Source organism: Pseudoduganella namucuonensis, assembly GCF_900116645.1.
Classification (GTDB): domain Bacteria; phylum Pseudomonadota; class Gammaproteobacteria; order Burkholderiales; family Burkholderiaceae_D; genus Rugamonas; species Rugamonas namucuonensis.
This window is the reverse complement of record NZ_FPBO01000015.1, coordinates 30,570-54,603: the sequence shown is the minus strand read 5'-3', so window position 1 is coordinate 54,603 and position 24,034 is coordinate 30,570. Positions and strand designations below refer to the sequence as shown.

General features: G+C 68.5%; 16 protein-coding genes. 10 read left to right on the top strand and 6 right to left on the bottom strand.

Translation table 11 applies throughout. The annotated features are described in order from the left end of the window. Positions 1-3: 3 nt before the first annotated feature. Positions 4-1,029 carry an amidohydrolase family protein gene (locus BM436_RS16820; protein WP_093556692.1) on the bottom strand — a complete coding sequence of 342 codons (1,026 nt, stop codon included), beginning with the start codon at positions 1,027-1,029 and terminating at the stop codon, positions 4-6. Beyond that, positions 1,026-2,117, bottom strand: a complete 1,092-nt coding sequence (locus BM436_RS16815) for a 4-oxalomesaconate tautomerase (RefSeq protein ID WP_093556691.1) — start codon at positions 2,115-2,117, stop codon at positions 1,026-1,028. Before BM436_RS16815 ends, BM436_RS16820 begins: the two co-directional genes overlap by 4 nt. A gap of 111 nt (positions 2,118-2,228) precedes the next feature. Here BM436_RS16815 and BM436_RS16810 point away from each other — a divergent pair, with 111 nt between their 5' ends. From BM436_RS16810 to BM436_RS16795, 4 genes are all read left to right on the top strand, one after another. Next, positions 2,229-3,143 carry a LysR substrate-binding domain-containing protein gene (locus tag BM436_RS16810; protein WP_093556690.1) on the top strand — a complete coding sequence of 305 codons (915 nt, stop codon included), beginning with the start codon at positions 2,229-2,231 and terminating at the stop codon, positions 3,141-3,143. A gap of 126 nt (positions 3,144-3,269) precedes the next feature. Further along, positions 3,270-4,232 carry a tripartite tricarboxylate transporter substrate binding protein gene (locus tag BM436_RS16805; RefSeq protein ID WP_177307289.1) on the top strand — a complete coding sequence of 321 codons (963 nt, stop codon included), beginning with the start codon at positions 3,270-3,272 and terminating at the stop codon, positions 4,230-4,232. 60 nt (positions 4,233-4,292) lie between these two features. Beyond that, positions 4,293-5,327, top strand: a complete 1,035-nt coding sequence (locus BM436_RS16800; RefSeq protein ID WP_093556688.1) for a porin — start codon at positions 4,293-4,295, stop codon at positions 5,325-5,327. Between the two features lie 133 nt (positions 5,328-5,460). Continuing rightward, positions 5,461-9,687 (top strand): DUF4214 domain-containing protein, encoded by a 4,227-nt coding sequence (locus BM436_RS16795; protein WP_177307271.1) that lies wholly within the window; start codon positions 5,461-5,463, stop codon positions 9,685-9,687. A gap of 4 nt (positions 9,688-9,691) precedes the next feature. On the opposite strand, the gene BM436_RS16790 is transcribed toward BM436_RS16795, so the two are convergent. After that, the gene (locus BM436_RS16790; protein ID WP_093556686.1) at positions 9,692-10,297 is read right to left on the bottom strand and encodes a YdeI/OmpD-associated family protein; all 606 of its coding nucleotides are present in this window, start codon (positions 10,295-10,297) and stop codon (positions 9,692-9,694) included. Between the two features lie 91 nt (positions 10,298-10,388). Next, on the bottom strand, positions 10,389-11,240 hold the full coding sequence (locus tag BM436_RS16785) for an AraC family transcriptional regulator (protein WP_093556685.1): 852 nt from the start codon (positions 11,238-11,240) through the stop codon (positions 10,389-10,391). Positions 11,241-11,361: 121 nt separating this feature from the next. Here BM436_RS16785 and BM436_RS16780 point away from each other — a divergent pair, with 121 nt between their 5' ends. The 3 genes from BM436_RS16780 to BM436_RS16770 all read left to right on the top strand — a co-directional run bounded on the left by BM436_RS16780 (position 11,362) and on the right by BM436_RS16770 (position 17,149). After that, positions 11,362-12,312, top strand: a complete 951-nt coding sequence (locus BM436_RS16780) for an alpha/beta fold hydrolase (protein WP_093556684.1) — start codon at positions 11,362-11,364, stop codon at positions 12,310-12,312. 182 nt (positions 12,313-12,494) lie between these two features. Continuing rightward, a complete protein-coding gene (locus tag BM436_RS16775; protein WP_093556683.1) occupies positions 12,495-15,251 on the top strand; it encodes an exo-rhamnogalacturonan lyase family protein in 2,757 nt (918 codons plus the stop codon). Between the two features lie 26 nt (positions 15,252-15,277). Then, positions 15,278-17,149 (top strand): glycoside hydrolase family 2 protein, encoded by a 1,872-nt coding sequence (locus tag BM436_RS16770; protein ID WP_093556682.1) that lies wholly within the window; start codon positions 15,278-15,280, stop codon positions 17,147-17,149. Positions 17,150-17,254: 105 nt separating this feature from the next. Here the strand turns inward: BM436_RS16770 and BM436_RS16765 are convergent, their stop codons facing one another. Together BM436_RS16765 and BM436_RS16760 are read right to left on the bottom strand one after the other, a co-directional pair. Further along, complete coding sequence (locus BM436_RS16765) at positions 17,255-17,839, bottom strand: cyanophycin synthetase family protein (RefSeq protein WP_093556681.1); 585 nt, start codon at positions 17,837-17,839, stop codon at positions 17,255-17,257. 205 nt (positions 17,840-18,044) lie between these two features. Further along, entirely contained in the window at positions 18,045-18,869 is an 825-nt protein-coding gene (locus BM436_RS16760; RefSeq protein WP_093556680.1) for an outer envelope protein, read from the bottom strand. A gap of 158 nt (positions 18,870-19,027) precedes the next feature. Here BM436_RS16760 and uraH point away from each other — a divergent pair, with 158 nt between their 5' ends. The 3 genes from uraH to BM436_RS16745 all read left to right on the top strand — a co-directional run bounded on the left by uraH (position 19,028) and on the right by BM436_RS16745 (position 24,034). Further along, positions 19,028-19,381, top strand: coding sequence for a hydroxyisourate hydrolase (uraH, locus tag BM436_RS16755; RefSeq protein ID WP_093556679.1), 354 nt, complete (start codon positions 19,028-19,030; stop codon positions 19,379-19,381). A 15-nt stretch (positions 19,382-19,396) separates the two neighbouring features. Continuing rightward, entirely contained in the window at positions 19,397-20,716 is a 1,320-nt protein-coding gene (guaD, locus tag BM436_RS16750; protein WP_093556678.1) for a guanine deaminase, read from the top strand. 156 nt (positions 20,717-20,872) lie between these two features. Beyond that, positions 20,873-24,034, top strand: a complete 3,162-nt coding sequence (locus BM436_RS16745; protein ID WP_229490393.1) for a ligand-binding sensor domain-containing diguanylate cyclase — start codon at positions 20,873-20,875, stop codon at positions 24,032-24,034.

Here is a 24,034-nt window from a genome sequence, read left to right as displayed (position 1 = left end):
ATTTCACAGTCCTTTCGCGGCGAGGGCGGCGTCGAGCCGGGAATAGACGCGGCGGGCATTGCCCTCGTAGATCCGGTGGCGCTGTTCGCCGCTCAGGTTGGCCGCGTCGATGTAGCGTTTGGTGTCGTCGTAGTGGTGGCCGGTCTCCGGGTCGATGCCGCGCACCGCGCCTATCATCTCGGACGCGAACAGCACGTTTTCCACCGGGATCACCCTGGTCAGCAGGTCGATGCCCGGCTGGTGGTAGACGCAGGTGTCGAAGAAGATGTTGTTGAGCAGGTGGTCCCGCAGCAGGGGCTTTTTCATTTCCTGCGCCAGGCCGCGATAACGGCCCCAATGGTAGGGCGCCGCGCCGCCGCCGTGCGGGATGACGAACTTCAGCGTCGGGAAGTCCTTGAACAGGTCGCCGCTCAGGCATTGCATGAAGGCCGTGGTGTCGGCGTTGATGTAGTGCGCGCCGGTGGTGTGGAAGCAGGCGTTGCAGGAGGTGGAGACATGGATCATCGCCGGAATGCCGTATTCGACCATCTTTTCGTAGACCGGATACCAGTGCCGGTCCGTCAGCGGCGGGCTGGTCCAGTGTCCGCCGGACGGGTCCGGGTTCAGGTTGACGGCGACGAAGCCGTATTCCTTCACGCAGCGCTCCAGCTCCGGGATGCAGCTGGCCGGATCTGCGCCGGGCGACTGCGGCAGCATGGCCGCGCCGATGAAGTGGTCCGGGAACAGCCGGCTGACGCGATGGCACAGTTCATTGTTGATCGCGGCCCAGGTGGCGCTGGTGTTGAAGTCGCCGATGTGGTGCGCCATGAAGCTGGCGCGCGGCGAGAAGATGGTGAGGTCGATGCCGCGTTCCTTCATCTTGCCGAGCTGGTTGCCCGCGATGCTCTCGCGCAGCTCGTCGTCGCCGATGCGCAGTTCGGACACGGACGGCGCCATCGCGCGGTCCGCGATGCCGGCGATCTGCCGGTTGCGCCAGGCTTCCAGCGCCGGCGGGGCGGTGGTGTAGTGGCCGTGGATATCGATGATCATGCTGTTTCTCCTTTGTTCCATATCGAAGTGGGCACCATGACTTCACCGCGCATGATGAGGCGTGCGGTGCGCAGCAGCGCGGCCCGCGTGACGTTCTGTGGCTGTTGCGGATCGACTTCGAGTTCGACCGAGAATTCGCCGGTGGGATGCTCGACCGATACGCGCCCGCCGCCCTCGGACGCCACGGCGACGCCGTCCGCCACCGAGCCCTTGAGCACGCAGGCCGTGGCGACCGTGACGGCGGCGAGCACGCCGATGGCGTCGTGGCAGACGTGGGGAATGAAGCTGCGGGTGCACACGCCGCCGCCGTCGCGCGGCGGCGCGATCAGCGTCATCTTCGGGTAGTTCTTCGCCGTCACGTCGCCCAGGCCCATGGCGTGGCCGCAGGCGATGCGCAGTGCCTCGATGCGCGCCTTCAGGGCGGTGTCGGCGTTCAGTTCGGCCACGCCCTCGTAGCCCGTGCGGTCCATCGCCGCTGCGCGCAGGATCACCAGCGGCATGCCGTTGTCGATGCAGGTCACCTCGACGCCGTCGATCACGTCCATGACCTTGCCGGTGGGGAGCAGGCCGGCGCACACGGAGCCGGCGGTGTCGAGGAAGTTGATCTTCACCGGCGCCGACGTGCCGGGCACGCCGTCGATGCGCGCATCGCCCTCGTAGCTCACCCGGCCGCCCGGCGTTTGCACGGTGATGTCGCATTGGGTGCCGGTGTTGAGCGTGAGCACGCGCAGCGTGGTGGTGTCGCCCTGCGCCGGGGCCAGGCCCGTTTCGAGCGCGAACGGCACGACGGCGGCGAGCATGTTGCCGCAGTTCGCGGTGGTGTCGACGCTGTCCCGGTCCGGCTGCAGTTGCGCGAACAGGAAGTCGATGTCGACCCCCGGCACCGCGCTCTTGCGCACGATGCCGGCCTTGCTGGTCAGTGGGTGGGCGCCGCCAAGGCCATCGATCTGGCGGCGGTCCGGCGAGCCCAGGATGGCCAGCAGGACGCGGTCGCGGGTTGCCCGGTCCGCCGGCAGGTCCGACTCGATGAAGAGTGGACCGCGCGACGTGCCGCCTCGCATGAAGTGGGTTTTGATAGGTGTTTGCATGCTTCGGATTGTGGGCCGCTTGCCGCGCATGAGACAGAGCGCCGAAAATCTAACAGCTATATAAAGTTGCTATATCATGGAAAGACATATGTTTTAATTAGAGGAATCGCGATGGACGTCAAACAACTTTCCTACTTTGTCCGGGTGGCGGAGCTGGGCAGTTTCACCCGCGCGTCCATCGTGCTGGACATCGCGCAGCCGGCCCTGAGCCGCCAGGTGCGCCTGCTGGAAGTGGAGTTGCGCCAGAACCTGCTGGTGCGGAATGGCCGCGGCATCACGCTCACCGAGGCGGGCAAGGTGCTGCTGGAGCACAGCCGGGGCGTGCTGCACCAGATGGAGCGCTTGCGCGAGGAACTGTCCCGGGTGCGCGGCTCGCTGGCCGGGCGCGTGGCGGTCGGGATGCCGCCGACGCTGGGCCGGATACTGGCGGTGCCGGTCACGCGGGAATTCAAGCAGTTGATGCCGGACGCCACGCTGTCCATCAACGAGGGGCTGTCGAAGACGATGCAGGAGTCGCTGCTGACGGGACAGCTCGACATCGCGCTGGTCTACAACGCCTTTCCCACGCCGGGCATCGAGTTGCGGCCGGTGCTGCAGGATGAATTGCTGCTGGTGCAGGGACCCGGCGGGGCGGATTCCGCGGACCCGGTTGAGCTCAAGGATATCGCCCGCTACCCGCTGATCATTCCCAGCAGGCCGAACGCGATCCGCATGCACGTGGAAACGGCCTTGCTCAACATCGGGGTCCAGCCGCGCATCGCGATGGAGGTGGATGGCGTCGCCACCATCCTCGACCTGGTGGCCGACGGCGTGGGCAACGCGGTCCTGTCTCGCCACGCCGTCATCACGGCGGCGCAGCCCGAACGGTTCACCATGCGCCGGATCACCAATCCCGGCCTGTACCCGCTGCTGTCGGTCGCCACCAGCGCCAACCGGCCCGCCACCAGCACCCAGCACGCGACGCTGGAATTGCTTGAACGCGTGGCAAGGGAAGTCCTGCTGGATAAGGCGCGGGATGAGCCATAACATTTTGCTATATCTGTTAGGCGACATATAGCGTTGTTGGCTGACCGGGGCTGTCCGATAATCGCTTCACGTTGTCCTGCTCCAGGCGGCGTCCAACACATGAGGCAAGCTATGATTCCGCACAAGATGAAGCGTCTGCACTACGCACTGGCGGCGTTCTCGCTGGCAGCGTCGATGTCCGCCAGCGCCCAGGATTACCCCAGCAAACTGATTAAGATTATCGTGCCCTTCGGCGCAGGCGGCGTGGCCGACCTCACGGTGCGCCTGGTGGCGCAGAAAATGGCCGAGTCGATGAAGCAGCCCATCATCGTCGAAAACCGCCCGGGCGCGGGCGGCATCGTGGCCGCCGATTCGGTCGCCAAGGCCACGCCCGACGGCTACACGCTGCTGTTGATCAGCAACGGCACGGCGGTGAGCGCCAACCTGTTCAAGAAACTGCCTTACGACACGCTGAAGGATTTCGCGCCCATCTCCACGCTGGGCTACTTCGACCTGGCGGTGCTGGTCAACAAGAAGCTGCCCGTCAAGACGGTGGCCGAACTGATCGCCTACGCCAAGGCCAGCCCGGGCAAGCTCAGCATCGGCTCGATCAACCGGGGCAGCACGCAAAACCTGGCGGTCGAGCTGTTCACCTCGATGGCGGACATCGACGCGCTGATCGTCCCCTACAAGGGCACGCCGGAAGTGCTGACCGCGACCACCACCGGCGAAATCAACGCGGCCGTTGAGATCCTGGGCCCGGCGCTGCCGCAGATCAAGTCCGGCAATTTCAACGCGATCGCCGTCACGTCCAGCAAGCGTTTCGTCGGACTGCCCAATGTGCCCACCGTGGCCGAGAGCGGCCTGCCGAACTACCAGGCCACCTCCTGGAACGGCCTGGCCGCGCCGGCCAGGACGCCGCAGCCCGTCATCGATCGCCTGAACAAGGAAATCAACGCCGCCGTGTCCAGTCCCGAACTGAAGGCGCGCCTGCTGGAACTGGGCATCGTAGCGCAGGGCGGCACCCCGGACGGCACCAGGAACCTGCTCGCCGGCGATATCGCCAAGTGGGGCGCCGTGATCGCCAAGGCGAAGATCGACAAGCAGTAGCCGCCGGCGCCGCGGCCGCGGACGGCGTGTCATCCCATTCACCCCTTACAAATACAAAAAATGAGACATCCAACATTCATGCGCCTCGTGCGCAACGGTACCGGCTTGCTCGTCGCAAGCGCATCGTTCTGCGCCTGCGCCCAGGAGGCCAGCCAGATCCAGCTCTACGGCCTGGTCGGCGCGTACGCCGCGAAGATGGAGCGCAGCGGCGGCCCGGTGGCGGTCGCGCAGCTTGCCCACGGCGGACTGACGACCTCGTTCTGGGGCGTGCGGGGAACGGAGAGCCTGAGCGGAGGCTACAAGGTGCTCTTCGCGCTGGAAAGCTTCTTCCAGCCCGACACCGGCGCGCAGGGGCGCAACGCGACCGATCCGCTGTTCTCGCGCAACGCCTATGTCGGCGTGGAGGGCGGATTCGGCAAGCTGACGCTGGGCCGTCAGACCAATCCGACCTACCTGAACATGGGCATGCTCAGTCCATTCGGCAGCTCGGTGGTGTTCTCGCCGCTGGTGCTGCATTCCTTCGTCGCCACCTACAACGGCGCGCTGGTGGGGGACACGGTGTGGAACAACGCGGTCCAGTACAGCACGCCGCGCGTGGGCGGGCTTGCCGGCAACGTCATCTATGGCCTGGGCGAGACGGCCGGCAGCGGCGGGACGGCGAACCTCGGCCTGCACGCCAACTACGTCAACGGCGGCTTCAGCGCCGCGTTCTCGGCGCAGCGCTTCCGCGTGCCGGTGACGGCGCCGCTCACCGAACAAAAGGGCTACCTGGTCGGCGCCGCCTACGACTTCAAGGTGGCCAAGGTGTACGGTTCCCTGGCGAAGTCCGAGGCCAGCGGCACGGTCAACGACACCAGCACCTGGGACGTGGGCCTGAAGGTGCCCGTGACGCAAAACGGCGCGGTGCTGGCCGAGTTCGCGCACACCAAACGCACCCGCGCCCTCGTGCCGGAAAACCTGCGCAAGACCGCCTCGCTGGGCTACGATCATTTCCTGTCCAAGCGCACCGACGTCTACGCGATTTACTCGCGCGACAAGCAGACCGGCTTCGAGGCCGGGGACAGCGTGGCGCTGGGTATCCGCCATACGTTCTGATTGGCAGATGGGGCGGTTTTGAGTTTCCTGAGCGCCAATCATATGGTTTTCTTTTTAATTGTTTTATGGGAATATGTCGTCCCTTCGAACATTTAAAAAACAGACAGGCGACCGCCTGTTCTCTGCCGCGCTCATGTCCTCCAATTCCGCTCCCGTGTTTTCCGCCGGCCGCTCGGGCTATTACGCCGACTCCTCGGTCGGCCGTTATCTGATGTCGGTCACCGAACTGCCCAACGGGAAAATCCTGGCGAACAACGGCCCCGAGCTGCTCAGGTATCTGGCCGACGGCACTCCCGACACCACGTTTGGATCGGGCGGCAGGCTGGCGATGGAATTGGGCGCGGGCGGCTACCGGCAAATCTACGACACGACGCCGCTGGCCGGAGGGAAAATCCTGGTCACCGGCACCGCGCTGAACACCGCGAGCGCGATCGTCCCGGGCGACACCGGCATCGTGCTGGCGCGCCTGAACGCGGACGGCGCTTACGACAAGAGCTTCGGCGGCGGCAAGGGCGTGGTCTACACCAACGCCGACCCGCAGGCGCAAGCGACCATGGTCGGCGCCGAAGTGCTGCCGGACGGCCGCATCCTGGTCGCCGTCGATTCATGGGCGCTGGACGCGAAGGGCACCGGCGAGCAATACGCGGACCAAAGCATCGGCCTGGCGCGCTATCTCGCCGACGGCACGCTGGACGCGAGCTTCGGCGACAAGGGCGTGATGCGCGACGCGAACAAGGCCTTCGCCGCGTTTCACATGGCGCGGCAGGCGGACGGCAAGATCCTGGTGTCGGGCTATGAGCGCACCGAGCATCTGGAAACCCTGTCCGTGATCCGCTTCAACGCCGACGGCAGCCGGGACCAGGCTTTCGGCGACAACGGCCAAGTGTACAGCGGCTTCGCGTCGCAGCGGAGCACGACCAGTTCGGCGCAGCACATCGCCGTGCAGCCGGACGGGAAAATCGTCGTCGCGGGCTGGGGTTCGATCGACAACTTCAACCGGCGCGGAGTGACGGTGGTGCGCTACAACGCCGACGGCATCCTGGACACCGGTTTCAGCGGCGACGGGCAACTGACGCAAGTGTTCGGCTCGCAGCTGGCGGCGCCGGACTATCTGAACAGCCGCGCCACCAACGTCCACGTGAACGATGATGGCACCATACTGCTCAGCGGCATCACCACCGAGTTCAACAGCAAAGCGAACGAGGAGCGCGTCATCGCCGTGCGCCTGAAGGCGGACGGCTCCCTCGACACCTCCTTTGGCGTCCAGGGCGTGGCCAGCACCACGCTCAATTCAGAGCGCGGCGTCTATCTGGAGGACATGGCCGTCACCGCCGACGGTTCCATACTGCTGGCGGCCAGCAAGGGCACGGCTTCCGGCTCCCCGATACCGACCTTGGTCAAATTGAACGCGAACGGCGAGCTGGCCGGCGACTTCGGCGGCGTGTCCACCGCCGCGGACAACACCGCGTCGTATCGCGAGGATTACCCCGAGCAGTTCCTCAACCCGAACATCACCGTCAGCGACGCCCAACTGGCGGCCGCCGCCAGCCGCTACGCCGGCGCCAGCGTGACGCTGGCGAGGGAGGGCGGCGCGAACGCGGACGATCACTTCGCCGCCGGCGGCGCCCTAGCTTTCAGCAACGGCCGCGCCTACCTGAAGGGCGTGGAAATCGGCACCGCGCAGGAGGGCGGCGGCAGCCTGCGCATCGTCTTCAACGGCGCCACCACCCAGGCGCTGGTCAACGCGGCGCTGCAATCGATCACCTACCAGAACACCGGCGCGATCGTGGACGGGCAGCAGTTGCGGATCACCTGGACCTTCAACGACGGCAACGCCGCCGGCGCGCAAGGGGATGGCGGCGCGCTCGCCGCGCTGGCCACCACGCGGCTCACGCTGCAAGCGGCCGACACGCCATACTGGATCGACGCCTTGCTGCAGCGTGGCGCCGGCCAGACGGCGGCGCAGTTGCGCGCGGCGCTCGAAGCCGCGCTTGGCCCGAAGCATACGCTCGAGCTGGCATTCCCCACTGGCGGCGGCGCCTTCAGCACGGCGGAACAGGCGTTCATCCAGCGCGTCGTCAACGGCGTGGGACAAAGCGTCGACCTCTCGCTGGCCGACGGCGGCGCGCCGCTGTCGGTGCACAACGCGCCGGAGTTGGCGCCGGGCGAGAGCGCGGCGGCGGCGCTGGACGGCAACGGCGGCGATCTCTATTTCAACTTCGGCGCCGCCGGGGCGGCCGCGAATGGCGCGCAAAACACGGCCGGGCTGCTGCACGGCCTGGCGCACGCGCTGGGCCTGCGGCACGCGGACCTGCCCGGCGGCGACGCGGCGAAGTCCAGCCTCATGGCCGGCGGCGCGCTGCAGGCCCTGGGGCCGCTGGATATCGCGGCGCTGCAATACCTGTACGGTCCGAGCCGGACCGCGCGCGCGGGCGACAGCGCCTACAGCCTGTCCGCCGGCGCCAGCAACTTCATCTGGGATGGCGCGGGCAGCGACACGATCAGCGGCGCCGGCCTGGCGGGCGACATCACCTTGCACCTGGAGCCGGGACACTGGGACTACATCGGCGGCCGCGGCGCCAGCATCACCAGCGCCGGCCAGATCACCGTCAATTACGGCAGCGTGATTGAAAACGCCACCGGCGGCGGCGGCAGCGACACGCTGACAGGCAGCGCGGGCGCGAACGTGTTGAAAGGCGGCGCCGGCAACGACAGCCTGACCGGGTTGGGTGGCGACGACACCCTCGATGGCGGCGACGGCCTCGACACCGCCGTGTACAGCGGCCTGCGCGCCGCGTACACCATCACCGCCGTCGGCGCGGGCTACACGGTCGCCGGCGTCGACGGCACGGACGCGCTGTCCGGCATCGAGCGCATCAAGTTCAGCGACAGCGTGGTCGCCCTCAATTCGGCGCCGGCCGGCAAGGTCACGATCGGCGGCAAGGCGGCGCAGCACCAGGTGCTGACGGCCGCCAGCGCCGTGACCGACGCGGACGGCCTGGGCGCCCTGAGCTACCAGTGGTACGCCGGCGGCGTGGCGGTGGCCGGCGCCACCGCGAAGAGCTTCACGCTGACGAAGGAGCAGGTCGGCAAGACGATGACCGTCGCGGTGAGCTACGTCGACGGCATCGGCACCCGCGAATCCGTGACCAGCTCCGCGAGCGGCGTGGTGGTGCGCGCCAACGGCGGCCCCACGGGCGCTGTGACGATGAGCGGCGCGCTGGAACAGAATCAGATTCTGCAGGCGTCGCACACGCTGGGCGACCCGGACGGCCTGGGCCAGGTGAGCTACCAGTGGTACGCCAACGGCAAGAGCATCGCCGGCGCGTCGGCCAGTTCGCTGCTGCTCACCGAGGGCACGGTCGGCAAGGCGATCCATGTCACGGCGAGCTATGTGGACGGGCAGGGCGTGGCGGAGAGCGTCAGCAGCGCGATGACGGCGGCCATCGCCAACGTGAACGACGCGCCGGCCGGCGCGGTCGCCATCGGCGGACAGGCCGGCCTGGCGCAGGTGCTCAGCGTGTCGCACACGCTGACGGACGCCGACGGGATGGGCGCCGTCGGCTACCAGTGGTACGCGGACGGCGTGGCGATCGCCGGCGCCACCGGCGCCAGCCTGAAGCTGGACCAGGCGGCGCTGGGCAAGAAGGTCACGGCGGCTGTGAGCTACGTGGACGGCCATGGCACGCCGGAATCGGCCATCAGCGCGCCCACGGCGGTGGTGGTCAACGACGGCGGCCTCGCCTTCACCGGCGGCGCCGGCGACGACGTGGTCGCCGGCACCGCCGGCAGCGACACGCTGGATGGCGGCGCCGGCCGCGACGCCGCGGTGTTCAGCGGCGCCTTGGCGCGATACGCCATCGCCCGGAGCGAAGGGGCGTGGCTGGTCACGGACAGCGGCGGGGCGGGCGGCGTCGACACGCTGGTCAACATCGAGCGCCTGCATTTCGCCGACGCGCATGTGGCGCTGGACATCGACGGCGCGGGCGGCCAGGCGTTCCGCCTGTACCAGGCGGCCTACAACCGCACGCCGGACGGCGCCGGGCTGGGATACTGGATCGGTGTCCTGGACGCGGGCGCGAATCTGCGGGACGTCGCGGCCGGCTTCGTCGCCTCGCCCGAATTCCAGGCGCTGTATGGCGCGGCCCCCGCCAATCGCGCCGCCGTGAACAAAATCTACGCCAACGTGCTGCATCGCGAACCGGATGCGGCCGGCGCCGACTACTGGGTCGGCGTGCTGGACACCAAGGCCGCCACGCTGGCCAGCGTCCTGGCCGCGTTCAGCGAAAGCGAGGAGAATCTGGCGGCGCTGGTGGGCGTCACCGGCAACGGCATCGTCTACACCCCGTTCGGAACTTGATCCGTCAGCACTTCTCGTACTTCCAGTTGCGGGACTTGCCCTCGGCGATCCACTCCACCGCCTGTTCCAGGCGGCGCAGGCGGGTCGCCTCGGTCTTGGCCTCCTCCAGCCATTCGATGTACTCGCGCCGCTTGCCGGGCGTGAATGCGTTGAAGTTCGCCAGCGCCGGTTCCCGCCGCGCCAGCGCGGCATCCAGGTAATCCGGCGTCACCACCGCGCGCGGCGTGGCGGGCTTGGCGCGGCCGGGCGCCTTCACGCCGTCGTCGTTCAGCTTCATCGCCTTCTTCACATAGGCCGCCAGGGTTTTCCGCGGCGGCAGGTCCTCGATGGACGTGATGCGGCCGAACTGACCCATCGCCTCCTTGCCCTTGTCGTCCGCCGCCGCGATCAGCAGCTCGCCCTTCCAGAAGCCGAACGAGCAGTGCGCCTTGAACGAGGCCATGCTGCACAACATGCCCTTGTACTCGAAGTGGGGGAAGCTCCACTTCATGGTCTCCTCGGCATCCGGACACGCCTCGTGCACCACGGCGCGCAAGTGTTCCAGGATGGGGCGGGCGAATTCGGCGGAGTTGGCGATGTAGGCGTCGATGCGCGGGTCGATGGCGGGCATGGGCTGTCCTTCTTGTAGTCGTCCGAACAATATACTGAACGGGAGGGCGCGAGTCCATCCCGGCGAGCCGCCCTGGTTGCCGGCCCATTCGTCACATGGCGGCCGGCAACGGCGCATTCCCCTGGCGTGCGGCGCACCACTGGCGCGGCGACATCCCGCAGCTGGCCTTGAACGCGCGCGAGAGGGCCGCTTCGCTGCCGTAGCCCACCTCGATGGCGATCCACTTCAGCGGACGGCCCCGCAGCAGCGCGCGCTGGGCGAGACCGATACGCCAGCGTTGCAGGTAGACGCCCGGCGTGCAGCCAACGCGTTCGCGGAAGCTGTTGGCGAACACGCTGCGCGACATGCCGGCGTGCCCGGCCAATTCCTCCAATGACCAGTCATGAGCGGGCTTGTCGTGCATGGCGACCAGCGCCAAACGCAGTCGCGGGTGGCCCATGCCAGCCAGCATGCCGACCTGGACGCCGCCGTCCTCCATCAAGTGCCTTAGCACCTGGATCAACACGATCTCGAACAAGCGGTCCAGCATGGCCTCGCGCCCGCAGTTGTGCGCGAACGCCTCGGCGAAAAGCAGGTTCAGGACGGGCTCGGCCCCCTGCAACGCGGTCAACGGCCGGCAAATGAAAGCGGGTAGTGCCGCGGCGATGGGGTTGGCCGGCCCGCCCTCAAAGCACAGATTGGCGCAGACGAAATCGGCGCCGCGTTCGGGATCGGTGCGGAAACGGTGCGTCATCGGCAGAGGATAGAGCAACAGGCTGGGTTCAGTGATGCGCGCGGCCGCGGCGTCGCCGTGCATGACCTCGACCACGCCTTGACGAACCAGATGGAGTTGGCCGGTGGCGCCGTCCCCGGGCAAGTCGTTGATACCGCACAGCGTGCCGGAATGGAAAATGCGCGCACTGATCGAGAAATGATCCAGCAGGGAGGCCAGCCGGTCGGACATGCGCATACTCCTGATCAAATTTTGAAGACTAATTGTGGCTAATGATATCAGAAAGGGGCGTAAAGTTCGTCCTGTCAACAGTCACCCCGACACCAAACCCAAGCTGATTAAGGAGCACATCATGAATTCCATGCAACGTAAGCTGAGCACCATTGCCGCCGCGCTTATCCTCGCCGCGGTCGCCGTCCCGTCGATGGCCGCCCCGGCCCTGTCCGCCAAGCGGACCGAAGCCACCCAAACGTCGAGCTACATCACCGCGGCCGACGGCGCCCAACTCTACTACAAGGACTGGGGGCCGAAAGACGGACCGGTCGTCGTCTTCAGTCATGGTTGGCCGTTGAGCTCGGATAGCTGGGAGTCGCAGATGAACTTCCTGGCCGCCAACGGTTATCGTGTGGTGGCGCACGATCGCCGCGGCCATGGCCGCTCCAGCCAGCCCTGGGACGGCAACGACATGGACCATTACGCCGACGATCTGGCGGCGGTGATCAAGGCGCTGGACCTCAAGGACGCGACGCTGGTGGGATTTTCGACCGGTGGCGGCGAGGTGGCGCGTTATATCGGCCGCCACGGCACCACGAAGGTCAGGAAAGCCGTGCTGGTGGCCGCGGTGACGCCGCTGATGCTCAAGACCGCGACCAACCCCGCCGGCCTGCCCGTCGACGTGTTCGATGGCATCCGCAAGGGATCACTGAATAACCGTTCGCAGCTCTACCTGGACATCGCGTCGGGTCCCTTCTATGGCTACAATCGCCCTGGAAGCGCCCCCTCCCAAGGCTTGATCCAGTCCTTTTGGGCGCAGGGCATGCAGGCCGGGCACAAGAACACCTACGATTCCGTCGCGGCCTTCTCCGCAACGGATTTCCGCGACGACTTGAAGAAGTTCGACGTGCCCACGCTGGTGATCCATGGGGACGACGACCAGATCGTGCCCATCGACGCCTCCGGCCGCGCCACCGCGAAACTGGTCAAGCATGCCAAGCTGATCGTCTACCCCGGCGCCCCGCACGGCCTGGCGGACACCCACAAGGACCGCCTGAACCAGGATCTGCTGGATTTCCTGCGCAATTAAGCATCGGCGATCCCTGCCGCCCCGCTAAAAGGCCTCCAACAAGGCGGGGCGGGTGGCTTCGCGCACGGACATGATTATTTTTGGCCGGTTCCGCTCAGAACAGCGCCAACGCCTATACTTGCTCTTCGATACTAATATTTCAGCGTGACATGGCTTGCGCTGGGAACTATCCGAGAGGCTGCATGGCACCGTTTATTCCATCCCGTCGCCGTTTTCTCCATGCGACGGCGGCCGTTTCCGTCATGTCGGCCTTGCCCGAGACGGCCAGAAGCGCCACGGCCAACACTGGCGGCAAGGCCGCCCCGGTGTCCGGCACGGCGCTGATCTGGCTGGACGGCAAGGCGCCGGCCCGCTTCGAGGGGGCGACCCTGGGCGTGCCCTGGCCGCGCGGAACGGTGAAACCTGTAGGCGATAAAACGCCGCGGTTCCGGCTGGCCGGCGCCGGCGCGGGCCTGGCCATGCAATCCTGGCCGCTCGCCTACTGGCCGGACGGCTCGCTCAAATGGACGGCGCACGCGATCGCCGGCGGCGCGCCGGCCGGCGACTTGCGCATCGAGGCAGGCGCGCCCGCGTCCACGCCCATGCCCGCCGCCGTCTCGGTCAAGGAGACTGCGGATGGCATCGTGGTGACCGCCGGCGACATCGTCTGGACCGTGCCCAAGGCCGGCGAGCATCTGATCGCGTCCGCGACCCGCGCGGGCAGGGTGACGATGCGGGAACTCAAACTGGTCGCCCTGCGCCAGGACGGACCCGAGCCGGAGGAGGGCGGCAGCGTGACGCGGCAGCCGTTCACCGGCAAGGTCGCGCGGGTGACCATCGAACAGACAGGCCCGGTGCGCGCGGTGCTCAAGGCCGAGGGCGCGCACTCCGGCAACGGGCGCGACTGGCTGCCGTTCTCGGTGCGCCTGTACTTTTACGCCGGCTCGGACAGCGTGCGCATCGCGCACTCCTTCGTCTACGACGGCGACCCGGCCCGGGACTTCATCCGCGGTCTCGGCGTGACGGCCAAGGCGCCGATGACGGACGCCAGCCACGACCGCCACATCCGCTTCGCCGGCGAGGGCGTGGGCGTGTGGGGCGAGGCGGTGCGGCCCGTGACGGGCCTGCGCCGCGACCCCGGCCAGGCCTACCGCGACGCGCAGGTCGCGGGCAAGGCGCTGCCGCCGATGGAGGGCATGGCCAAACCCGTGCAGGCCGGATTGCAATGGATACCGGAGTGGGGCGATTTCTCGCTGTCCCAGCCGACGTCCGACGGTTTCGTGATCCGCAAGCGCACCCGCGCCGGGCAAGCCTGGATCGATTCCAACGCCGGCACCCGCACCAAGGGGCTGGCCTACGCGGGCGGCGCGGGGGGCGGCATCGCGCTCGGCTTCAAGGACTTCTGGCAGCGCGCGCCCACCCAGCTCGACGTGCGCGGCGCGGCCAGCGCCATGGCCGACGTCACGGCCTGGCTATGGTCGCCCGCCGCGCCGGCCATGGACATGCGCCCCTACCGCGCAGCCGACGGCATGGACACGCACGAGGAGCAGGTCGCGGGCCTGAACATCACCTACGAGGACTACGAGGAGGGCTGGGACACGCCGGCAGGCGTCGCCCGCACCTCGGAGCTGCAGCTGTGGGTGCTGGGCGCGACCCCGTCGCACCAGGCGTTTTCGGACATGGCCGAGCAGGTCGCCAACCCTGCGCGCCTGGCGCTGTCGCCGCAACGCATCCACCAGTGCGGCGTGTTCGGCGACTGGGACCCGGCCGACGCCGGCACGCCCGCGCGCAAACTGATCGAGGACCGGCTGGCCGCGCAGGTGGGCCTGTACATCAAGGAGGTCGAACAGCGCCGCTGGTACGGCTTCTGGTCCTATGGCGACGTGATGCACGCCTACGACGAGGACCGCCACATGTGGCGCTACGACATCGGCGGCTACGCCTGGGACAATTCGGAGCTGTCGACCGACCTGTGGCTGTGGTACAGCTACCTGCGCACCGGGCGCGCGGACATCTTCAAGCTCGCCGAGGCCATGACGCGCCACACTGGCGAGGTGGACGTGTACCACCTGGGCCGCTTCAAGGGCTTCGGCACGCGCCATGGCGTGCAGCACTGGTCCGATTCGTCGAAGCAGCCGAGGGTCTCGAACGCCGCCTACCGCCGCATCTATTACTACCTCACCGCCGACGAGCGCGTGGGCGATTTGATGCGCGAGCTGCTGGAGTCGGACGCCGACCTGCACAAGGTCGACATCTCGCGCAAGCTGCCCGCCAACGCCGCGCGGGCCGCCGCCCCGGGCCTGGTCAACGCGTCCTTCGGCACCATGTGGGGTTCGCTGGTCGCGGCTTGGCTGACCGAATGGGAGCGCACCGGCGACACCCGCTGGCGCGACAAGATCGTCAACGGCATGCAAAGCATCGGTGGACTCAAGCGCCGCTGGTTCGCGTCCGCCGCGCCCTACGATCCCGGGACGGGCAAGTTCATGGGGGAGGGCGACCACATCGCCATCTCGCAGTTGAACGGCGTGTTCGGCGTGGTGGAAATGAGCTCCGAGCTGCTCACGCTGGTCGACGCGCCGGCCTATCGCAGGGCGTGGCTGGAGTACTGCCGCTACTACAATTCGCCGAAGGAGGAGCTGGTCGCCTTGCTGGGCAAGGACCCCGGCGGCCGCTCGCAGATCGACTCGCACTCGCGCCTGACGGCCTACGTGGCCCACCACGAGGGGGACAAGGCGCTGGCGCTGCGGGCCTGGCGCGAGCTGCTAGGCTCGTCCGGTTTTCTGAGGGGAGGCGTGTTCACCCGCCGCGTCGACGGCGTCGCCGTGCTGCGGCCGCTGGACGAGCAGCCCGGCGTCAGCACCAACGGCTCCGCGCAGTGGGGACTGGCCGCCATCCAGAACCTGGCGCTGGTCGGCGACAGCCTGGACGAGGCGGCGCGCGCGGCGGGGCTGGTCTCTTGAAGGTTCGATTCACTACTCATCACATCATGAAAAAATTCATCACCACCTTGCTGCTCGTCGCCGGATGGGCCATCGCCTGCGTGCCGGCGGCGGCGCGGGACCTGCGTCCCGCGTTCCTGCTGACCGGCGCGGTGCACCGCGACAGCCAGGACCTGTCGGGCCAGTGGACCTATTCCAAGGACCTGTACCGCACCGGCCTCACCGACATCAACGGCTGGGTCGCGAAGTCGCGCATGCAGCGTTACCGCGACATCGACATCGCCGCCGAGGAGGCCAAGGGCGGCACCGGCTTCTTCGAGTTCGACATGGACCGGGGACCGCGAATCGCCGTTCCCGGCGCCTGGAACGCGGCCCAGCCGGAGTTGCGCTACTACGACGGCCTGATCTGGTTCCAGCGCAAATTCAAATCGAAGCCGCTGAACGGCGGCCGCGCCTTCCTGCGTTTCGAGGCGGTCAACTACAAGGCCTACGTCTACCTCAACGGCAAGGAGATCGGCCGGCACGAGGGCGGCTTCACCCCGTTCACGCTGGAGGTCACGGACGCGCTGCGCGCCGGCGACAACCGCCTCACCGTCGGCGTCGATTCCACCCATGACGCGCAGTCCATCCCCACCTTCATCACCGACTGGGACCTGTACGGTGGCATCACGCGCCCGGTGCGCCTGGTCTACACGCCGGCCACCTTCATCGACGACGCCACGCTGAACCTGCGGGCCGACGGCCGCATCACGGGCGAGGTGCGCCTGCAGGGGCCGCGGGCGGCGCGGCAAACGGTCACCGTCGCCATCGGCACGCTGGCCACCGCCACGGCGGTCGCGGACGCCGACGGCCGCGCGGTGTTCGACATCAAGGCGCCGGCCGGGCTGGAACGCTGGTCGCCGGACAGCCCGAAACTGTACGACGTGCGCTTCAGCGCCGCCTCCGACACGGTGCGCGACCGCATGGGCTTCCGCACCATCGCCGTCAAGGGCAGCCAGATTCTGCTCAACGGCAAGCCGATCTTCCTGCGCGGGATTTCGCTGCACGAGGAGGAATTCGGCCCCAACCCGGCGCGCAACATGACGGAGTCGGCCTCGCGCGCGCTGCTGCACGAGATCAAGCACGGCTTGAACGGCAACTACGTGCGCCTGTCGCACTACCCGCACTCCGAGGTGACGGTGCGGCTGGCCGACGAGATGGGGCTGCTGGTGTGGAGCGAGATCCCCGTCTACTGGACGGTGGACTGGGAGAATCCGGACGTGCTGCGCAAGGCGCTGGCGATGCAGGCCGAGACCATTTACCGCGACCGCAACCGCGCCTCGGTGGTGATGTGGAGCGTGGGGAACGAGACCCCGGTGTCGGCGCCGCGCACGCGCTTCCACGGCGCCATGGCCGACAACGTGCGCGCGCTGGACCCGACGCGGCTGATCAGCGCGGCGCTGCTGGTGGAGCGCAGGAAGGTCAACGACGACGTCGACGGCGAGGAGGTCACCGCGATCCAGGACCCGCTGATGGACAAGCTCGACGTCCTGGCCGTGAACACCTACGCCGGCTGGTACGGCAACGACACGCTGGACGCGCTGCCCGGCCTGAAGTGGCGGGTGCCGGCCGACCGGCCGCTGATCCTGTCCGAATTCGGCGCCGACGCGCTGGCGGGCTACCGCGACGACGGCAACAAGAAGTTCACCGAGGAATACCAGGCCGGGTACTACCGCCAGACGCTGGCGATGGCGGAGAAGATCCCGACACTGCGCGGCATGTCGCCGTGGATTCTGAAGGATTTCCGGTCCCCGCGCCGCGAGCACCCGGTGATCCAGAACGGCTGGAACCGCAAGGGCCTGTTGTCGGAGACGGGCGTGCGCAAGCAGGCCTTCGGCGTGCTGGCGGACTACTACCGCGCCAAGGCCGGCGGCCGGTGATGTTGCCGTAGCGTCGTCTTCCCCACCCACAAGCTCGACCAAGGGCAAGCCAGGACGCGCCGCAGGCGAGCTGAGCCCCATTTGGGGCCAGGCCCCAAATGGGGCTCAGCTCGCTTGCAACGGGGGGACGGCGGTTGACGCGGCCGGGTGTTGCGGGGCTCGGCGGCTGGGGCGCGCGGAGCGGCGGCATGGGGCGGAGCGGGACGGGGAGGTGGCTACGCGCCGTTCCGACGCGGCCCGCAGCCGGGCCAGCGCCGCGTCCACGCGGTAAGCCTTGCCGGCGCGCGCGGCGTCGATCAACTCGACCGCCGCCTCCAGCGCCACCGCCGCCATCTTTTGCATGCGGCAAGGCAGCACCAGGCGGTAGCGGCTCGGCATTTGCGGCACGCCGCTGACGAACGCGAAGATCGGTTCACTGCCGGCCAGCCGCTGCAACTTCAACGCCACGCATTGCACCAGTTGCGCCATCGCCAGCCCGTCCGCCGACCGCTCGCCCACGTTGCCACGCAGGCCGACCAGGCTGCGTACCTGCCGCAGCCCGCCCAGCCAGCCGCTGACGCGCCGCGCGGTCGCGCGCACGCCTTCGCCCTGCGGCGCGGCGACGTCGCCGACGTCGAGAATGCCGAGCACGGCGGGCTTGGTCGAATACAGGTTGGCGCCGGCGAGGTAGCGTTGATCTATCAGTTTCATGGTGAGTCGCTTGCAAAAATGAACAGGCGACATTATGCAAACCGCAAGCCGCCGATCGCATCGGCCATGTCCCCGTGTGTTTGTGGGACTACGCTGACGCGGCGTGCAACAAAAAATACCCCAGGGGTATTTACGGCCCGGCGTTCCGAAATGCGTCAGGCCCGGACTGGGCCGGGCCTGGGACCTGCGGTGTCGCCGGTGGCGCTTAGAAGTGGTACTCGGCGCGTATCATCGGGGTCTTGGCGGTCGAGCCCGGGATGCGGTGCTGGTTGCCGAACTTGTTGCGCCAGTACTGGTACGCCAGGCCGACCTTGACGCTGCCGGCCTTCATGCCGATGCTCGGGCTCAGGTCGTACATGACCTGCATGTCGACGTTGGTCTCCGGCGAGGTGGCGTTGGCGAATTCATCCTTGCCCTTGGAGCCGATGTAGTTGGCGTAGCCCTCGAACGACAGGCCGGTCTTGCCCAGCGGGATGCCCCACGAGGCGGTCAGCATGGCGTGCGTGTCGTAGGAGTAGCGGCTGGCGATGCCGACCGGCTTGTTGCTTTCCCACAGGGCCAGCAGGCTGACGTTCAGGAAGCCGGGCACGTCGATCATCAGCGTCGGGCCGGCCACCAGCATGTGCTTCTTGGACGCGTAGAACGGGTCGTTCTTGGTGTTCCAGTCGAAGCCGGCGGTGACGCCGACGCCGCGCACGGGACCGAACTTGATCGGGCTGCCGCCGATGGCGCCGATGTCGAAGGTGTGGCGGTACAGCACATAGGCTTCCTGCGCGTTGGCGTCGTTGCCGTCCGACTCCAGGAAGTCCACGTTGATGAAATCGCTGCCGAACTTGTTGCCGCTGGCGTGCGTCAGATTGACGATGTGCTTGTCGATGTCCCTGGCGTTGAACGGCTCGGCGAACTTGGTGCCGTAGCGGTAGCCGATCGAGGTGTCGGACCAGTCGGCCGCGCCGGCTTGCTGCATGCCGGTGGTGAAGGCCATGGCGGCAACGGCGCCGGCGGCGGCCACTCGTAAAGCTTTGTGCATCTTGCGTCTCCCTTTGGTGTTATGTAGGTCTGGAAACCCGATTATGTCCGCCGCGTTCATGGTTGATATCCATCAATACGTATATCCCGATGCACATCGCCGTATATGATTTTCATCCAGGACCTTCCGAATTCAATCTCAACAGAAAGCGAGACACCATGGGCAAGCTGAGTACCCACGTATTGGACATCACGCAGGGCAAGCCGGGCGCGGGCGTACATTTGAAGCTGTACCGCGTGAACGGCGCGGAAAAAGTGTTGGTAAAGACCGACACCACCAACCAGGACGGCCGCTGCGACGCGCCGCTGCTGCAGGGCAACGAGGTCAAGACCGGCAAGTACGAGCTGGTGTTCGGCGCCGGCGACTACTTCGCCGCGCAGGGCGTGACCATGCCGGAGCCGCGCTTCATCGACGAGGTGGTGATCGCCTTCGGCATCGCCGACGCCGGCGCCAACTACCATGTGCCCATCGTGGTGTCGCCCTGGGCCTATTCGACCTACCGCGGCAGCTGACCAATACCGGACATCATGACCACACCACAACAAGAGACGGGCATCAAGGCCTTCCGCGCCAGCATCCTGCACTTCACGGCGGACCCCGCGTTCAGCGACCGGGCCCATTCCTGGCACGAGGACGGCCTGCTGATCGTGGACGGCGACCGCGTCCAGGCGGCCGGCGACTACGACGCGTTGAAGGCCACGCTGCCGGACGGCGCGCAGGTGCGCGACTACCGCGGCAAGATCATCATGCCGGGCTTCATCGACACCCACATCCACTACCCGCAGACCGACATGATCGCCTCGCCGGCCCCGGGCCTGCTGCCGTGGCTGGACACCTACACCTTCCCCACCGAGCGCCAGTTCAAGGATCCGGAGCACGCGCGCGGCGTGGCCGACTTCTTCCTCGACGAGCTGACCCGCTGCGGCACCACCACCGCCATGGTGTTCTGCACCGTGCATCCAGAGTCGGTGGACGCCTTCTTCAGCGCCAGCGCCGAACGCAACCTGCGCATGGTGGCCGGCAAGGTCATGATGGACCGCAACTGCCCGGACTTCCTGCAGGACACCGCCGAATCGGGCGCGCGCGAAAGCGAAGAGCTGATCCAGCGCTGGCACAACAAGGGCCGCCAGCTGTACGCGCTGACGCCGCGCTTCGCGCCGACCTCGACCGAGGCGCAGATGCGACTGTGCGGCGAGCTGGCGCAAGCCTATCCGGACACCTTCCTGCAGACGCACGTGGCCGAGAACACCGACGAGGTGGCGTGGGTGAAGTCGCTGTACCCGAACGCGCGCAGCTACCTGGACGTGTACGACCACTACGGCATGCTGCGTCCGCGCTCGATGTACGCGCACTGCGTGTGGCTGGACAACGAGGACCGCGCCCGCATGGCCGCCACCGGCGCCGCCGTGTCGATGTGCGCCACCTCCAACCTGTTCCTGGGCAGCGGCCTGTTCGACTTCGCCTCGGCCGACCAGCAGAACGTCACGCTGTCGCTGGCCACCGACGTCGGCGGCGGCACCTCGTTCTCGATGCTGCAGACCATGAACGAGACCTACAAGGTGGCGCGCATGGGCGGCACCTACATGCCGGCGCTGCGCATGTTCTACCTGGCCACGCTGGGCGGCGCGCGCAGCATGCGGCTGGAGGGCACGATCGGCAACTTCGTGGCCGGCGCCGAGGCCGACTTCGTGGTGCTGGACCCGAAGGCCACGCCGCTGCTGGAGCGCCGCAGCACGCGCACCAACAGCCTGGAGGAACTGCTGTTCGCGCTGGCGCTGCTGGGCGACGACCGCACGGTCGCGGCCACCTACGCGGCCGGCCGGCAGGTGCACCAGCGCGGCGAATAGGCGCGGCTGGACATGGCCTCGACAACGCCGGCGCCGCCGGCGTTTTTCATTTCCGCCACACACGAATTTCCACGCGGATACTGCTGATATAATTGACGCACCCCAATAGCCGCCGACGGAAAAGTGTCCCGCGCGGTGTCCCGAGAGATGTGAGTGATGCGCCCAGTCTGGTCTTTTTCACAACCCCGCCGACGGCGTCGTCCGGCCGCGTCCGGCCGTTCGCCGGCGGCCGCTTCCCCGGCGCTGCGTTCGCTGGCCGCCGCCGCGGCCATCCTCCTCGGCGTGGGGAACCCCGCCGGCGCGGCCGGCGCGGCGCAGAACCGCTGGGAAGCGCTGGGGCCCACCATGTTCGAGCACCTGACGCCGGACCGGGGCCTGCCCCATCCCGTCGTCATGAGCCTGGCGCAGGACGGCGACGGCTTCCTCTGGTTCGGCACCCAGCGCGGCCTGGCCCGCTGGGACGGCTACGCCATGCGCAATTTCTTCTTCGACAAGGACGACCCCGGCTCCCTGCCGGGCGATTTCATCCAGACCGTGCACGTGGACGGGCGGGGCCGGCTGTGGGTCGGCACCTCGACCGCCGGCGCGGCCATGTACGACAAGGTCCATGAACGCTTCGTGCGCTACCCGGCCGGCCCGGGCGGGCTGTCCGGCGTGTCGGTCAGCGCCATCGCCAGCGACGACAAGGGCGGCGTGTGGGTGGGCGGCCCGGCCGGCCTGGACCACATCGACACGGCGCGCGGCGTCGTCACCCGCCATCCGCGCGAGGGCGGGGGCCGGGCCAACCAGATCCGCGCGCTGGCGCTGGACCGCAACGGCGACCTGTGGATAGGCTCGAACGCCGGCCTGGCGCGGCGCGACGCGGCCGGCGGCCGGATCGCACCGGTGGCGGTGGTGGACGGCGCGGCCGCCGGCGCCTGGAGCGACGCGGTGCTGGCGCTGGCCACCAACACGCTGGGCCAGGTGGTGTTCGGCACGCTGCGCAGCGGCGTCGGCCTGGTCGAGGCCGGGGCCGCGGAGGGGCGCATCCTGGCGTTGGACCAGGTCAAGGACGCCAACAGCACGATGGTGCTGTCGCTGGCCGAGGTCGTGCCCGGGCGCTGGTGGGCCGCGACCTACGGCGGCGGCGTCATCGAATTCGACGACACCGGCCGCGGGCGCCGCATCGCGCACCGCGTGGCCATGCCGACCAGCCTGGCCAACGACCGGGTCGCCGCGCTGTGGCGCGACAGCAGCGGCCTGGTGTGGGTCGCCAACGAGCGCGGCGTCGACACGCACAACCCCCGCAACCGCGCCATCGAGACCGTGTTCGACGGCGAGGGCCTGCTGGAGGTGTCGGTGCTGGCCTTCATGAACGACGCCGCCGGCAGGCTGTGGGTGGCGCTGGGCGACCAGGGCATCGACCTGATCCATCCCGACGGCGGCCGCGTCGCGGCGCTGCGGCCCGATCCGGCCCGTCCCGACAGCGCCCTGCCCAAGCGGCTGGTGCTGTCGATGGCCGAGGCCGAGCCGGGCGAGGCCTGGATCGGCACCCAGCTCGGCCTGTACCGCACCAGCGCCCAGGGCCGCAAGGTGGCGCGCGTGCCGATGCCGCAGGGCGAGCCGCACCCGCGGGTGGGCACCATCCTGCGCCGCGGCGGCGAGCTGTGGCTGGGCACCGGCGGCGGCGTGCTGCGCTTCGATCCGCGGGCGCGCACGGTGCGCGCCTACCCGGCGGGCCCGGCGGCGGCGGGCGGCCTGAGCGACAATCGCGTCACCGCCGTGGTGGCCGACGCCGGCGGCGCGCTGTGGATCGGCACGCAGAACGGCTTGAACCGGCTCGACCCGGCCACTGGCGCGGTCGAGCACATCATGGGCGCGCCCGGCAACCCGTCCGGGCTGGCCGATTCCACCGTGTATTCGCTGGCCATCGACGCCCGCGGCCGGCTGTGGGTGGGCACCAACACCGGCGGCATCAGCGTGCTCGAGGGGCGGGCGGCGGACGGCGCGCCGGTGTTCCGCCGCGTCGGCCTGGCCGACGGCCTGCCCAACCCCAGCGTGGTGGCGATGCAGCCCGACGGCGCCGGGCGGGTCTGGGTCTCGACCATCAGCGGCATCGCGGCGGTCGACATCGCCACCCTGCGCGCGCGCGCCTACGGCCGCGCCGAGGGGCTGGTGTTCCAGCCCTATTTCGTCGGCGCCGCGACCCGCACGCCGCAGGCCGACATCCTGTTCGGCACCTCCGGCGGCTACACCATCGTGCACCCGGGACAGGCCGAGAAGTGGGGCTACCAGCCGCCGCTGGTGGTCAGCGCGGCGCGCGTGGGCGCGCGCGCGCTGCCGGCGGCGCCGCTGCTGGCGAGTGGCGGGGCGGGGCTGACGGTGCCGGCCGAGGCCAGGAGTTTCGAGGTCGAGGTGGCCGCGCTGGACTACTCGGCCAGCCCGCGCAACCGCTACGCCTTCTGGCTGGAGGGCTACGACAAGGGCTGGGTGGAGGCGGACGCCAGCCGGCGCGTCGCGTCCTACAGCAACATGAAGCCGGGCGGCTACCTGCTGCGCATGCGCGGCAGCAACCGCGACGGCGTCTGGAGTCCGCACGAGCTGTCGATGCGCATCACCGTCGAGCCGGCCTGGCACCAGACCTGGTGGTGCCGCGCGCTGCTGGCGCTGGGCCTGCTGGGCGCGTTGGCGGCGGGGCACCGCTGGCGCCTGCGCAAGATCCAGGCGCTGGCCAGCGCCCGCGCGGAATTCCTGGAGACGATGGTGCGCGACCGCACCGCCGAGCTCGATGAAAAGAACAAGCAGCTCGAGACGCTGTCCTACACCGACCGGCTGACCGGCCTGTACAACCGGCTGCGGCTGGACCAGGCGCTGGACACCGAGTACAGCCGCGGCTTGCGCGGCAACGGCGTGTTTTCGGTGGTGCTGCTCGACGTCGACCATTTCAAGTCGATCAACGACACGCACGGCCACCAGGCCGGCGACCAGGTGCTGGTCGCCATCGCCGAGCTGCTCAGGGAGGGCTCGCGCGACATCGACGTGGTGGGGCGCTGGGGCGGGGAGGAGTTCCTGGTGGTGTGCGCCGACACCGACGCCGCGCAGGCGGTCACCTTCGCCGAGCGGCTGCGCGCGGCGATCGCCGGCTACCACTTCCCGGTGGTGCGGCACAAGACCTGCAGCTTCGGCGTGGCCACCATGCGCGCCGGCGAGCCGGTCAACGCGCTGCTGGGGCGCGCCGACGCCGCGCTCTACCGGGCCAAGCACCGCGGCCGCAACCGGGTCGAGTCCGACGGACCGGACACGGAGGCGGCGCGCCGCGACACCGTCGAGGTCGACTGA